The organism is Cobetia sp. 1AS1 (assembly GCF_029846435.1).
Lineage (GTDB): Bacteria > Pseudomonadota > Gammaproteobacteria > Pseudomonadales > Halomonadaceae > Cobetia > Cobetia amphilecti.
Genome location: NZ_JARWKU010000007.1, coordinates 101,672 through 115,748, shown reverse-complemented (window position 1 = coordinate 115,748; position 14,077 = coordinate 101,672). Strand labels below are relative to the sequence as shown.

Genomic DNA, 14,077 nt, shown 5'->3' with positions numbered 1-14,077 from the left:
TGAGAAATGACATCGATGCCCGCGCCAGATCCGATTGCTTGATCTGGCGCAGGGCAGGGAGCGCTGCGTCTGGTTTCAATGGAGAGGCAAGCTTTGCACTGGTCTGAGCGCAGGCATGGGCGCTGGCCTGGGCGCTGGAAAAAACGCTGGCATGGGCGCTGGCGCATGCAGCAAGCCCACACTCTCCGCCGCAACTCTGCTGGTTCGTCTTTCTTGAATGTTCGTCAGTCTTCAATGGATGAGGAGTACGTCATGGATAGCAGCATGAAAGCCGCCGTGGTATGTGAATTCGGTGCACCGCTGGTGATCGAGGAGGTCGCGGTACCGCGACCGGGGCGTGGCGAGATTCTGGTCGAGGTCGCCGCCTCCGGGGTCTGTCATACCGACCTGCACGCCGCGCATGGCGACTGGCCGGTGAAACCCAATCCACCGTTCATTCCCGGCCATGAGGGCGTCGGTACCATCGCCGCGGTGGGCGAGGGCGTCACCCACGTCAAGGAAGGCGACCGTGTCGGGGTGCCCTGGCTCTACTCGGCCTGTGGTCACTGCGAGCATTGCCTGGGCGGCTGGGAGACGCTGTGCGAGAGCCAGCAGAATACCGGCTATTCGGTGAATGGCGGCTTTGCCCAGTTCACGCTGGCGGACGCAGGCTACGTCGGCCGCCTGCCGGACAGCGTGGGCTTCGTGGAGATCGCGCCGGTGCTGTGCGCCGGGGTCACGGTCTACAAGGGGCTCAAGATGACTGACACCCGCCCCGGTCAGTGGGTGGTGATCTCGGGCATCGGCGGGCTGGGGCACATGGCGGTGCAGTATGCGCGTGCCATGGGCCTGAACGTGGCGGCGGTGGATGTGGATGATGCCAAGCTGGAACTGGCCCGCCGTCTGGGCGCGACCGTGACCGTCAATGCCATGAAGGAAGACCCGGCGAGCGTCATCAAGCGCGAGATCGGCGGCGCGCATGGCGCGCTGGTGACGGCGGTATCGCCCAAGGCCTTCGATCAGGCCCAGAACATGCTGCGCCGTGGCGGCACCCTGGTGCTCAACGGCCTGCCGCCGGGCGACTTCCCGCTGCCGATCTTCTCCACCGTGCTCAATGGCATCACGGTGCGTGGCTCCATCGTCGGCACGCGCCAGGACCTGCAGGAGGCGCTGGACTTCGCCGCGGAAGGCAAGGTCGCCGCCACCGTGCAGACCGGCAAGCTCGAGGACATCAACGACATCTTCGGACGCATGATCGACGGCAAGATCGAGGGGCGCATCGTGCTCGACATGAAGGCCTGAGGCGTTCGCTGGTCTGAATCCTCACCACCGATGACAGGCCTGCTGGAAACGGCAGGCTGCCAGACACGACAACGCCAGCCCGAGGGCTGGCGTTGTCGTGTCTGGCATGGCCGTGTGCGTGAAGCGTCACGAGGGGGCAGCGGTGAGTTCGAAGGATGCGAAGCGTTCAGGGGGCTCGCTTACACCGTGCCGAATTTCTCGTTCTCGCCCATGTCCGGGGTGTGGTCCTTGTCGAGGTTGGCGCGCGCCACCTCGTAGAGCTGATAGGCCTTGCTCTCCTTGGCCTTCCAGTGCTCACCAGATTGCACCGAGATCTCCAGCAGGGTGACGTCGGGGTCATCCTTGCCTTCCGGGAACCAGGCGGCCACGAACGGATTCCAGAACTTGTCGATCAGGCCCTGATCGCGGTGCAGATTGGCATGACCGCTCAGCGACACGTAGACGCCATCATCCTGATCGGAAAAGCTCAGGCAGACCTCGCTGTCCTTCTTGGCCTCAAACACCTTCTCGGCGCTGGCGCGGGTGAAGAACCACAGGGTGCCGTCGTAGTCATCCTGCACCAGATGCATCGGGCGGGCGTGGGGCATGCCATCGCCTTGCGTCACCAACATGCCGACCTTCACATCCTTGATCAGCTTCCAGATCTTCTGCTTGTGCTCCGGGCTCGACATCGTGTGTCACTCCTTTGCGTCATGCGAATGAAAATCCGGCTGGCTAGCCGTTGCACAAGACCTTGGAGCGACATCCCCCAACTTCAAGGGATGATGGTGGAGCTTTCGCTTGATGAGCCATGGCTTGATGAGTCAAAACTGTATGAAGCAGGGCTTTATGAGTCAGCGCTTGATCGATCGGGGCTTTATTCAGGCGCCGAGGCGACTCACTGCGCTGCCGGGGCCTGCCAAGCGTCGCTGCCCCACAGCGGCACGCTGCTCAGCGCATGCTTGAAGCTGCCGCTGGTTTCCTTGGTGCTGTAGGCGATATAGAGCAGGCTCTGGGAGTCGCGATCCAGAATGCGACGAATCTTGAGGCTTTTGAGCAGCACGCTCTTGGACTTGCGATAGACCTCCTCGCCACTCTTGGAGGTATCGATGTCGGCGATCATCTCCGCCGTGATCGGGCCGGTCTGGCGGCAGGCGATGCTCATGTCGGAGGGATCGGAGAAGTCGAGGTCCGCCTCGATGTTGCTCAGGTGACAGGTCACGCCCGGCACCTTGGGGTCGATCAGGCTCTCGATCTTGATGTCCTTGGTGGTGAACAGGCCCAGCGAGACATCCCCGACCTCGTTGTCATCACAGCCGGCCAGCAGCAGGCCTGAGGCCATCACACCCAGCAGGGCAGCACGAGGGGAAAGGCGGCGCAGTCGCGTCATGGGGGCATCCTTGAGTCAGTGGTGTCAGGCGATGATAGCGTGTCAGACCCGCGGTGGGCGTCAACCATAGCCCTGGCCTCAATGCTTGCCGCGGCCTCACTCGCTGGCGAAGGCAGCGAGATTCAGCGTATGCGAGTTGCCCAGCCACATCACGCCCTGGGTGTGATCGAAGAGGTCATCGCCGGTGCCGGCGTGCACGAAGATGTCCAGCGAGCCGCGGTTGAGTGCCAGCCACGGGATGATGCGCCCGAATTCCTCAGGCAGGAAGGACAGCTGACAGCTCCACAGCGGGTGCGGGCCGACCGGCTGCTGGTGGAAGCGCCCGACGCGCAGCGTGAAGCGCTGCTCGGCCTGGGCCGCCAGTTCGCGAGCGGCGGCCAGGCTCTGCTCATCGGTGTAGTAGAGATGGGCATGGTAGTAGCTGATGTGGTGTGTCATGGCGTTGTCTCGATCGTTCTCAAGGGGTCTTCCAGCGCTCGGTCTCAAGGGCCGTGGCGGGAGTTTTCAATGGCTGGCGGCAGTGGTCGCCAGGGCGTGATGAGCCTTGCGGTTCTCAGCCCCAGGCCTTGTAGATCAGCTGCACACCCACCAGCGCCATCGCGATGATGATCAGGCGGAAGAACAGCTTCTCGTTGACACGGGATTGCAGCCATAGGCCGCTTCTGACGCCCGCCCAGGCCACCGGCACCAGCAGCAGTGAGGTGGAGAGGCTGGTGAGGTTGATCTCGCCCAGCGCCACGTAGGGGCCCAGTTTCATCAGGTTCATGCCAGCGAAGATGATCACCGTGGTGGCGATGAAGGTCTCCTTGGGGTGCTGGCGCGGAATCATGTACAGGTTGTAGGGCGGGGCGCCGGCGTGGGCGAAGAAACTGGTGAAACCGGCGGTGGCCCCGGCAGGAATGGCCAGCCAGCGGGGCAGCGGTTTCCTGGCTGTCGGTTTGAACAGCATATAGGCGGCGAACAGCAGCGAAATGACGCCCAGCAGGCCGCGAATCATGTTCTCGTCCAGCTCATCGAACAGCACCACGCCCACCGCGATGCCGATGGCGGCGCTGGGCAGGATGATGCGCACCTCCGACCACAGCTGCTTGCCCCACCAGGCGCGGGAGCTCAGGAAGTCCATCACCAGCAACAGCGGCAGCAGGATGCCGGCGGCTTCCAGTGGCCCGATGGCCAGCGCCATCAGCGGCACCGAGAGCGAGCCGAAGCCACCGGCGAAGCCGCCCTTGGAGATGCCGGTCAGGTAGGTCGAGAAGATGATCGCGCTCCAGGCCAGCGCAGAGTAATCGGGCAGTGTCAGCAGGGCGTCGAGAGAATCGGTCACGGGCATCTCATGTCGAGAGGGCGGGCAAGGTGAGTCGTGAAGGCCCATTGTTGAACAATTCTGCCCGCGCTTCATCCCGACACGCTGCAATGAAGTCTTTCCCTTGGCGCACCAATGCGCTAAAAGGCGCATGTCGCACAGTGTTTTCTTTCGAGACACTGGGCGAGTAGCCTGATCTGGCGGGCATGTCGCAGTGCCTGCCGCTCGTTGGTCGAACAATCTCTGAGGTGGCGATGTCACGCGCTCCATTTGAAATCAGCGGTACCCGCATCGCGCCGGGAACGCGGGCCCAGGTCGATGTGCCTGTCGCCAAGCTCTACACCCATGCGCCGCTGCACATCCCCGTCGAGGTGGTGCATGGCCGCCAGCCCGGCCCGGTGCTGCTGGTGTGCGGTGCCATCCACGGTGACGAGATCAACGGCGTCGAGATCGTGCGGCGGCTGCTCAAGAGTTCCAGCCTTTCGCGGCTGCGCGGCACCCTGATCGCGGTGCCCATCGTCAACGTGTTCGGTTTCGTGCAGCACACGCGCTACCTGCCGGACCGCCGTGACCTCAACCGCTGCTTCCCGGGCAGCGAGAGCGGCTCGCTGGGCTCGCGGGTGGCGGCGCTGTTCCGTGAGCAGATCGCCGATCAGGCCACCCATATCATCGACCTGCACACCGGCGCGATTCATCGCACCAACCTGCCGCAGATCCGCGCCACCATGACCGGCAGTGATGCCACGCGTCAGATGGCGGACGCCTTCGGCGCGCCGGTGCTGCTGAATGCCGAGCTGCGCGAGGGCAGTCTGCGTGCCTATGCCAGCGAGCGCGGCGTACCGGTCATCACCTATGAGGCCGGCGAGGCGCTGCGCTTCGATGAGTGGGCGATTCGCCCGGGGGTCAGCGGCGTGAAGCGCGTGATGCGCTCCATCGGCATGCTGGCCAAGGACCGCGACCGCAAGCCCAGCTCGCGCGCGGTGGAGATGTCCAACGGCTCCAGCTGGGCGCGTGCCTCCATCGATGGCATCGTCCAGAGCCGCGTGGGCCTGGGGGACCGCGTCGAGAAGCATCAGGTGCTGGGCATCGTCGCCGACCCCTTCGGCAACAGCGAAAGCGAGGTGCTGTCACCCGCGGATGGCATCATCATCGGCATGGCCAATCTGCCGCTGGCCAACGAGGGCGAGGCGCTCTATCACGTGGCGCGCTTCCATGCGATCGACGATGCCGAGAGCGCCGTCGACAACTTCCAGCAGCTGTTCGAGCCGGACTCCATCTAGGCGCATCATGCTCCTTTACGGCCCTGTTGCTGGCAGTGATAACGCAAACGCCCCGCTCAATGAGCGGGGCGTTTGCGTTGCAGCAGTCTGTCGTCTGGTCGACAGCGATAGTCACAGATACAGAGCACTCAGCCGTGGCTGGTCTGGGTCTCGAGCGGGCCGTCATGACGCGCTTCCGCGCCGTGCATCCAGTCCACCAGCTTGCCGGCGAACACCAGCAACAGCAGGCCGCCGAGCACGCCGGTGATGGCGATGCCGCCGAACACGCTCATGGCTCCGGCTTCGCCGACCAGCGAGCCGATCATCCCGGCCAGGTAGTTGGCCAGCGCCACGAAGGCGAACCAGGCACCCATCATCAGCGCGCCCATGCGCACCGGTGACAGCTTGGTGACCATCGACAGCCCCACCGGCGACAGGCACAGCTCGCCGAGAGTGTGGAAGAAGAAGGCGCCGACCAGCCACATCATCGAGGCGCTGCCTGCGGCTTTCTGCTCCAGCACCGCGCCGATCATGCACACGAAGCCGATGCCGAGGGCGATCAGGCCGAAGGCGAACTTGACCGGCGAGCTGGGCTCGCGGTTGTCCATGCGTGTCCACAGACCCGCCAGCAGCGGCGAGAGCAGGATGATGAACAGCGGATTGAGCGACTGGAACCAGGCCGCCGGCACTTCAAAGCCCATCAGCATGCGGTCGGTGTAGTCCTGCGCATACAGCGCCATCAGGCCGCCGCCCTGCTCGAAACCGGCCCAGAACAGAATGGTGAACAGGCCCAGCACCATGATGACCTTGATGCGGTCACGCTCTTCGCGGCTCAGCGGTGTCTTGCGGTTGTTGCTCTTGCTCAGGCGTGCCTCACGGCGGGCGCTGGGTTCGACCCCCAGGTCACCCAGATGGCGCGGCGCGAAGATGAGCTGGATGGCGACCGCCAGCAGCATGCCGACACCGGCCACCAGGAAGCCGGCGTTCCAGCCATAGCCTTCGGCCATGGAGCCCGCGACGATGCCCGACAGCAGCGCACCGATGTTGATGCCCATGTAGAAGATGGTGAAGGCGCCATCGCGGCGGTGATCGCCCTGTTGATAGAGGTCGCCGACCATCGTGGAGATGTTGGGCTTGAACAGGCCGTTGCCGACGATCAGCAGGCCGAGACCGATATACAGCAGCACCTCGGGGTCGAGGCCGCTCATGGCCGGCGGCACGGCGAGCACGAATTGCCCGGCCGCCATGATCAGGCCCCCGATCAGGATCGCACGGCGGGCACCTAGCCAGTTGTCGGCCAGCGCTCCGCCGAACATCGGCGTGATGTACACCAGGCCCGTGAAGATGCCGTACAGCTGCAGGGCGTCGCCCTGATTCCAGCCCAGACCGCCACTGGTGACGGCATCGGTGAGATAGAGCACCAGCAGGGCACGCATGGCGTAGTAGGAGAAGCGTTCCCACAGTTCCGTGGAGAACAGCAGATAGAGTCCGGCCGGATGCCCGAACAGCTCACGGCTGTTGGCTCCGGTAGGGGAGTGTGTGGACATGGAACCTCGAAGGAAGTGTCAGCAGAAGCAGCGCAGCCCGGATGACGGGACTGCATGGACCGGCCCACAGGTCTGCAGAGGAGGACTGTGGAGGAATCGCCGATGACGGAGCAGTTGTGTGGCTGACATCACGCGAGCATGGCGTGACGATGTCGAGACCTGTTGTTGTCCGTATGGTCAGCCATTCTGCGTGAGATAGCTTTGTCAGACAATCAAACGAAAGTCATGCATGTTATTGGTATTTAAGGGGTTATTAGCTTAGATGGCGACGCAGGGTTGCGTCAGGTGTCACGCCTGCCAGTGCAGTGTCGTCACTTTGCTGACTGCCGAGACGACGACACCCGGCGCGAGGGCCGGGTGTCGGGGGACTGTCTCTTGAAAGCGCTGCTCTCAAGAGAGAAGGCAGAAGATTGGGGCATGAAGAGAGAGCAGAAGCGGCGCGAGCAGGCCAGCTCGATCAGGCCTGTTCGACCTGTGCCTCGGGGCGGTGCTCCGGCACGCGCGCCATGGCGTCATCGATGACCTCGATGCCCGCGCCCGGCTTGTGGGCGTTCTCGGAGACATGACGGCGGAACTGACGGCCACCCGGCTGACCCTGGAACAGCCCCAGCAGATGGCGGCTGATGTGGTTGAGGCGCACGCCCTCGGCGAGACGCTTCTCGATGTAGGGGCGGAAGGCACGCAGCGCATCGTGGCGGCTGGTGTGCGGATTCTCGGCCTCGCCGTACAGCTCGCTGTCCACCGTCGCCAGCAACCAGGGGTTGTGGTACGCCTCACGGCCGACCATCACGCTGTCGACGTGCTCCAGCTGCTCGTGCAGCTCATCCATCAGCTTCAGGCCGCCATTGATACCGATATGCAAGGACGGGTGCGCCTGCTTGAGGCGGTGCACGCGACCGTAGTTCAGCGGCGGCACATCGCGGTTCTCCTTCGGCGACAGGCCCTGCAGCCATGCCTTGCGCGCATGCACGCTGAAGGTGTCGCAGCCGGCATCGGCCACGGTGGTGATGAAGCGCTCGAGATCGGCGTCCTCATCCTGATCATCGATCCCGATGCGGCACTTCACCGTCACCGGAATCTTCACCTGCGCCTGCATCGCCGCCACGCACTTGGCCACCAGCTCCGGATGGCCCATCAGACAGGCACCGATCATGTTGTTCTGCACACGGTCGCTCGGGCAGCCGACATTCAGGTTCACCTCGTCATAGCCCCAGCTCTCGGCGATCGCCGCACACTCGGCCAGCGCCTGCGGGTCGCTGCCACCCAGCTGCAACGCCAGCGGATGCTCCGTCTCGTCGTGACCCAGGAAGCGCTCGCGGTCCGGATTGAACAGCAATGCCCCGGTGGTCACCATCTCCGTGTACAGCAGCGTACGACGGCTCAACACGCGCGCGAAGGCGCGGTAGTCACGGGTCGTCCATTCCATCATCGGCGCAACGGAAAAGGTGCGGTCAATCGGTGTCATCGGCATGGCAGTCATATCGGCTGGTATGGGAGCAGGGATCGGAGCATCAGGTGCAGGCGCTGTCGAGACAAGCGGGCGGTGATTCTAGCAGCTTGTGAGGCGAAGCGCCGAGTCAGAGGGAGCCGCGAGCCAATGCGCCGCTCATGGCTCAATGCGTGTTGTTGACCTTCAGCGCCTCGATATCCTGGGCGATGTCTTCGGCGAGCTGGCGGACGGCTTCGCTTTCGCCTTCACGTTGGGCGTAGGCGCGCAGGCCCATGACTTCGGCCTGCAGGCGGCGGCCGAGGCGTTCCGGCTGGTGCGCGGGGCGCTCGGGGTCGATGAGTTCACCGGCGTCGCGGGCGTCTGCGAAGGCCTGGCGGAAGCGGGCTTCCATGTTGGCGAGCAGCGTCTCGACCTTGTCGCGGGCGGCCTGTTCGCGCTCGCCGAGTTCCAGCAGGCTCTTGGCCAGCATGCAGGCGCGGGACGGCACCTCGCAGTCGCGCAGCCCGCCGAGCTTGCGGATATAGGTGGCGAGGGCGGTCAATGGCGAGTCGTGGCTGGCCATCAGGCTTTCCATCTCGCGCAGGCTGCGTGCGGAGTAGCAGTCCAGCGCTTCCTGGAAGAGACCATCCTTGCTGCCGAAGGTGGCGTAGATGCTGCCGGGACGCATGTCGAGCGCGTGCTCGATATCCTTCAGCGAAGTGGCATGAAAGCCCTTCTGCCAGAAGAGATTGAGCGCCCGTTCGAGGGAATCCTGGCGGTTGTGCAAGGTCGCGCGTGGCATGGCTGTCCTGACGATGGGGCTCGCGAGTGACGCCTGTCTTCGCGCGGCATGGCGAAGCGGGCGGTCTGCAAGGAGCAAGGTATTGAGTGAGTACTCAAGTTTAACTTGAATGATCGCTCAAATCCAGCTAGTGTGTTCCCCGACAACGCAGTGCAGCGGGTGGTCAGGCGTTATTTTGAGCGTTTGCTCATATCTTGCCCTGCATCCCCAGGGGCGCTGCTCAAGGCTTCATGCCACTGACTGGCAGCCCGCCCTTAAGACTCCGCGCATCTCGCTCATCATTCCGAAGGAGTTCTCATGACTGATTTCACACTCTATACCGCCGACAATGCCCCGCAGGAAAGCAAGCCGCTGCTCGGCAAGTCCGTCGAAGCCTTCGGCATGGTGCCGGGCCTGCACGCCGTGATGGCCGAAGCCCCGGGCCTGCTGGAAGGCTACCAGGTGCTGCACCAGCTGTTCCTCGACAGCAGCTTCGATGATGAAGAGACCACCGTCGTGTGGCAGACCATCAACGTCGAGCACAACTGCCACTACTGTGTGCCGGCGCATACCGGTATCGCCAAGTCGATGAAGGTCGATGACGCCATCATCGAGGCGCTGCGCAACGAGACGCCGCTGCCGACCGAGCGTCTGGAAGCCCTGCGCACCTTCACGCTGGCCGTGGTGCGTGAGCGTGGCTTCGTCGATGACGCCACCGTGCAGACCTTCCTCGATGCCGGTTACACCAAGCGCAATGTGCTGGAAGTGATTCTGGGCCTGTCCCAGAAGGTGATGAGCAACTACACCAATCACCTGGCCGAGACGCCGATCGACGAGCCGTTCAAGAAGTTCGAGTGGCACAAACAGGGCTGAAGCTGAGGCGAGAGGGAACGGCAAGTGCCTGACGCTCCAATGCTAATGAAAATATTTCTCATTAGTGTTGACGTCTGAGCCCGCGGGTCATATTCTGGGGTCATCGCTTCCCCGCCATGGGTAGCGGTGTCCCGGCCAGCGGAGTCAGGCCCCTGGCCGGGAGGCTTCTCATCAGACAGTTTTACGGTCCTTGCCAGCGGCTCATCCTACGGGGTGGGCCGCTTTTTTATGCGCAAAAAAAGACGCCTCCTTCGCTTGCACGAGGGAGGCGTCCGGAAGCGCTTCTCGATTCATTCGCTTTCCGTCTGCCAATGACAGGGAGGAAGGCTTGCGAGTCGAGCGGTGCTTCGTGCTCACCAGATTTGGATGTCAGGTCCCTGGCAAGCGTCTCATCAGGCCAGTCACGACCTTGATATTCTGGCGCCATGATACGTCAGCCGGTGAGGGGAGGCCAGCGGCGCGTGAGATAAACGCTGACTCAATGTTAATGAAAATATTTCTCATTAGTATTGACGGCGTCTGCCGGAGAGCATAATCTGGATTCATCGCTTCCCGCCATGGAATGCGGTAGCCAGAACAGCGGAGTCAGGCCCCTGTTCGGGTTTCTCCTCATCAAGCTAGTCACGGTCTTAGGGCGACTCTCACGGGTCGCCTTTTTTCGTGTCTGGCCGTCAGGCGCTGCTCTGGCGCACTATCTCCCTCACTCGCTCGCTCTCTCGCACGATCACTCGCTCAATCACTCCTGCGGGCGATCTCTCGCACGCGACCTCGCGCTCACGCCCTCGTGCTTGATAACGCCCCATCGCTCGGCCTCCGCTGGCGAGTCATCTCGTTTAGAATGACGACATCCTATTCCCACGCCGCCAAGGCGCCCGGGTTTCGCTGCCTTTTCAGCCGGTTGGCCATAGTGGTCAGCCATCGCCGTCAGTCAGTGCGCAGGCGCGACCCGCGGGGCTTTTCGAGGAAGTCATCATGATCACACTCTATCGACTGCACGATGATGGCCGCCTGCGCGGCGAACATATCGTGTTGCCCGCCCCGCAGCCCGGCCAGCCCGATGCGCCGCCGCGCCTGGCGGATAGCGCTGAAGAGGCGGCTGCCCTGCATGCCGGCTTGCTGGCCGATGACGAGCTGGCACCGCCGATTCTGGTGCGAAGTGATGTGCTGTGGATCGATCTCTGCGAGCCGGATGAGCAGGAAAAGCGCTGGGTGAGCGAACAGTTCACGGTGGAGCTGCCTGATGTCGAGGAGCTGGAGGAGATCGAGTCGTCGTCGCGCTTCTATCTGGAAGGCGATGGCATCCACGTCGTCTCGCTGTTTCCGCATCGCAAGGGGCGCGAGCCACAGACGGCCAACGTCGCCTTCCATCTGCATGGGCGCCAGCTGATCAGCATGCGCCACGAGGATATCGGCCTGCTGAGGCTGTTCCGCAATCACCTGCGTCGTCAGCGACTGAGTCCGGAGGATGGCTGGGAGGTGCTGTTGGCGCTGCTGGCGATGAAGGTCGATTACCTGGCCGATGAGATCGAGGATATCTACCGGGCACTGGAGGCGCTGGGCAAGCAGGCGGTGCACCCCGAGGCGCTGGAAGACACCCTGCATGGCATCCTGCTGCAGGAGCGCTACAACGACAAGGTGCGCCAGTCGCTGCTGGACAGTCAGCGCCTGCTGCGTCAGCTGACGCGCCACCTGCCTTCGGCGCCACGCCAGAAGTCGCGACGTCAGGAGATTCGCGACATGCTGCGCGATATTGACTCGCTCAATCCGCACACCACCTTCATCTTCGACAAGGTCAACTTCCTGCTCGATGCCTCGATCGGTTTCACCAACCTCGACCAGAGCCGCATCATCAAGATCTTCTCGGTCGCGGCAGTAGTCTTCATGCCGCCGACCTTGATCGCCAGCATCTACGGCATGAACTTCCACTGGATGCCGGAGCTGGACGAGGACTGGGGCTATCCCTTCGCGCTATGCCTGATGGGCGTATCGGCGCTCTCGACCTATCTGTTCTTCAAGTGGAAGAAGTGGCTGTAAGTCACTGAAGACAGGCATAAAAAAAGCGCCTGGCGTCGTGAGACGGCCAGGCGCACAAGAAACTTGCATTACAACACTGAAGATCGCCACCGAGGCCCGGGATGGGCCGACAGCGAAACCGCGCGTGGGGGCGTCGCCATGCAGACCAGTCACCGGGAATCGGTGGGATGAGCAGTGCAACTACCTGAGCGCGAACCTGGACGGTCGGGCTGCGCCACGCAGGCCCGGCCGTCGTCGGTCTAGTCCGGGAGCAGGCGGCCGATGCCGCGACGCGCCTGCTCCCGCATGTTCGTGGCGCACAGTATAGGGTGCCACGCTTTGGAGAATAAGCGCGTACAATCGAAAACTAGGGTTTCCATATTGGAAACCTGAAGGAGTGATGGGGTGTCTGGCCGTATTCAGAGGGCCATGGCGGCTGCACAGCGAGGGTGAGGGAGACACATGGCGACACTTGATGCATTGCGCGTATTCGTCGAAGTCGTGCGCGCGGCCAGTTTCACGGCGGCGGCACGGCGACTGGGGATTTCCAAGTCGCTGGCGTCCAAGCGGGTGGCGGCACTGGAAGAGCAGCTGGGCGTCAGTCTGATCAATCGCTCGACCCGCAAGCTGCATCTCACCGAGGCGGGGCGCATCTACTACGAGCACGGCCTGCGCATCCGCGAGGAGCTGGAATCCGCCGAGGCTCGCGTGCAGTCCGTCACCTCGCAGCCGATGGGCCAGCTCAAGGTGTCGGCGCAGGTGTCGTTCGGCTTCATGTATCTGGCCGCGCCGACCACCGCCTTCATGCGTCGCTACCCGGATGTCAGCGTCGAGATTCTGCTCGAGGATCAGCGCTTCGAGCCCATCGATGAGTCGGTGGATCTGGCGATTCGCATGGGGCCGCTGCCGGATTCCTCGATGGTCTCGCGCCCACTGTGCAAGGTGGTCTATGGCCTGTATGCGGCGCCGGACTATCTGGCGCGCGTCAATGCACCGCCGGTGCAGCCGCAGGACATCCGCGCCTTCGATACCATCTTCTACGGCAATTACGACCTGGGGGCGCATTGGCGCTTCACGCTCAATGGCCAGCCCTTCGATGTGGAGCCGGAGTCGCGGCTGGTGATCAACAATCTGCTCGGCGTGGTGGAGGCGGCCAAGGCCGGCTTCGGTCTCGCCTACCTGCCGACCTTCTCGGCCCGCGCGGCAGTGGAAAGTGGTGAACTGGTGCCGCTGCTGCAGCCCTACTGGAATGAGCATGGCTCGATGGTGGTGCTGTTCCGCTCACGCAAGTACCTGCCCGACAAGACCCGCGCCTATCTCGACTTCATCACCGAGTGGTTCCAGGAGCATCTGCAGCTCTGACGCTGCCTCTACAGAGAGGGTTACCACTCGATGGCCTGACCGGCCCAGTCGTAGAAGCCGCCGCTGGCGGTGGGCGGGAGTTCAGAGGCGACGCGCAACAGACGGCGCGCCACAAAGCCCGTGGTGAACAGTTTGCCCTCGGGCACGCGGGCCTGGAAGGGCGTCGACAGGCCGGTGTCAGTGGTGCCGGGATGCAGCGCGACCAGCAGCGCCTCGGGATTGCGGCGCGCGATCTCGATGGCGGCGGTCTTGAGCAGCATGTTGTGGCTGGCCTTGCTGGCGCGATAGGCATACCAGCCGCCGCTGCGGTTGTCGGAGATCGAGCCGACCCGCGCCGACAGCGAGGCGAAGATCACCGGCGTGCGTCGACGCAGGCGTGGCGCCAGCATTCCCAGCAGTAGGGCCGGGGCGAAGGCGTTGACCTGGTGCAGGCGCATCAGGGCCGCCAGACTCAAATCCTCCAGACGCTTCTCCGGCCATAGCTGCTCGCGCTCGTCATGCAGCAGGCCCAGCGCGTTGAGTATCAGCGCCGGTGGCTGCCCCGTCTCGCCCTCGCTATCCAGTTGCTGTGCCAGCCACTCCTCGAGGCGCGCGGTGCCTTGCTCGGTGGTCAGGTCGGCCTCCAGCGTCTCGAGCTCGGGATGCGCCGGAAGGCATGAGACATCGCGACTCACCGCCAGCACTTTTCCACAGTGGGGGTGGGCGAGCAGCTCAGCGATCAGCGCCCGCCCGATCCCGCCGCTGGCACCGGTGACCAGTGCGCAGAAGCCCTGTGGCAGGCGCGCGAAGGTATCCGCCGCCAATGGCTGATCTTCCAGTCTGCGGTCTGCCATGCATGTCTCCCTCTTTAGTGCCGAATG

Annotated in this window: 13 protein-coding genes; 5 read left to right on the top strand and 8 right to left on the bottom strand. The window is 63.5% G+C overall.

The annotated features are described in order from the left end of the window. Positions 1-252 precede the first annotated feature (252 nt). Complete coding sequence (gene adhP, locus QD280_RS12670; protein WP_279839492.1) at positions 253-1,281, top strand: alcohol dehydrogenase AdhP; 1,029 nt, start codon at positions 253-255, stop codon at positions 1,279-1,281. A 179-nt stretch (positions 1,282-1,460) separates the two neighbouring features. On the opposite strand, the gene QD280_RS12665 is transcribed toward adhP, so the two are convergent. The 4 genes from QD280_RS12665 to QD280_RS12650 all read right to left on the bottom strand — a co-directional run bounded on the left by QD280_RS12665 (position 1,461) and on the right by QD280_RS12650 (position 3,974). Next, positions 1,461-1,952 carry a pyridoxamine 5'-phosphate oxidase family protein gene (locus tag QD280_RS12665; protein ID WP_054555360.1) on the bottom strand — a complete coding sequence of 164 codons (492 nt, stop codon included), beginning with the start codon at positions 1,950-1,952 and terminating at the stop codon, positions 1,461-1,463. A 206-nt stretch (positions 1,953-2,158) separates the two neighbouring features. Next, positions 2,159-2,650, bottom strand: a complete 492-nt coding sequence (locus QD280_RS12660; RefSeq protein WP_107335524.1) for a CreA family protein — start codon at positions 2,648-2,650, stop codon at positions 2,159-2,161. Between the two features lie 96 nt (positions 2,651-2,746). After that, positions 2,747-3,088 carry a DOPA 4,5-dioxygenase family protein gene (locus tag QD280_RS12655; RefSeq protein WP_043333117.1) on the bottom strand — a complete coding sequence of 114 codons (342 nt, stop codon included), beginning with the start codon at positions 3,086-3,088 and terminating at the stop codon, positions 2,747-2,749. Between the two features lie 115 nt (positions 3,089-3,203). Further along, positions 3,204-3,974 (bottom strand): sulfite exporter TauE/SafE family protein, encoded by a 771-nt coding sequence (locus QD280_RS12650; protein WP_234368262.1) that lies wholly within the window; start codon positions 3,972-3,974, stop codon positions 3,204-3,206. Positions 3,975-4,207: 233 nt separating this feature from the next. Here QD280_RS12650 and QD280_RS12645 point away from each other — a divergent pair, with 233 nt between their 5' ends. Continuing rightward, positions 4,208-5,233, top strand: coding sequence for a succinylglutamate desuccinylase/aspartoacylase family protein (locus QD280_RS12645; RefSeq protein WP_215823831.1), 1,026 nt, complete (start codon positions 4,208-4,210; stop codon positions 5,231-5,233). Between the two features lie 128 nt (positions 5,234-5,361). Here the strand turns inward: QD280_RS12645 and QD280_RS12640 are convergent, their stop codons facing one another. The 3 genes from QD280_RS12640 to QD280_RS12630 form a co-directional block, all read right to left on the bottom strand. Then, positions 5,362-6,759 (bottom strand): peptide MFS transporter, encoded by a 1,398-nt coding sequence (locus tag QD280_RS12640; protein ID WP_279839490.1) that lies wholly within the window; start codon positions 6,757-6,759, stop codon positions 5,362-5,364. Between the two features lie 457 nt (positions 6,760-7,216). Then, positions 7,217-8,224, bottom strand: a complete 1,008-nt coding sequence (gene dusA, locus QD280_RS12635; protein ID WP_052384479.1) for a tRNA dihydrouridine(20/20a) synthase DusA — start codon at positions 8,222-8,224, stop codon at positions 7,217-7,219. A gap of 148 nt (positions 8,225-8,372) precedes the next feature. Beyond that, the gene (locus QD280_RS12630) at positions 8,373-8,990 is read right to left on the bottom strand and encodes a TetR/AcrR family transcriptional regulator (protein ID WP_043333114.1); all 618 of its coding nucleotides are present in this window, start codon (positions 8,988-8,990) and stop codon (positions 8,373-8,375) included. Positions 8,991-9,287: 297 nt separating this feature from the next. Here QD280_RS12630 and QD280_RS12625 point away from each other — a divergent pair, with 297 nt between their 5' ends. From QD280_RS12625 to QD280_RS12615, 3 genes are all read left to right on the top strand, one after another. After that, complete coding sequence (locus QD280_RS12625) at positions 9,288-9,842, top strand: carboxymuconolactone decarboxylase family protein (protein ID WP_213113502.1); 555 nt, start codon at positions 9,288-9,290, stop codon at positions 9,840-9,842. 972 nt (positions 9,843-10,814) lie between these two features. Continuing rightward, entirely contained in the window at positions 10,815-11,876 is a 1,062-nt protein-coding gene (gene corA / locus QD280_RS12620; protein WP_279839487.1) for a magnesium/cobalt transporter CorA, read from the top strand. Between the two features lie 441 nt (positions 11,877-12,317). Then, entirely contained in the window at positions 12,318-13,217 is a 900-nt protein-coding gene (locus QD280_RS12615; RefSeq protein WP_043333112.1) for a LysR family transcriptional regulator, read from the top strand. Positions 13,218-13,237: 20 nt separating this feature from the next. Here QD280_RS12615 and QD280_RS12610 read toward each other — a convergent pair whose 3' ends face one another. Next, complete coding sequence (locus QD280_RS12610; protein ID WP_279839485.1) at positions 13,238-14,050, bottom strand: SDR family NAD(P)-dependent oxidoreductase; 813 nt, start codon at positions 14,048-14,050, stop codon at positions 13,238-13,240. Positions 14,051-14,077 lie beyond the last annotated feature (27 nt).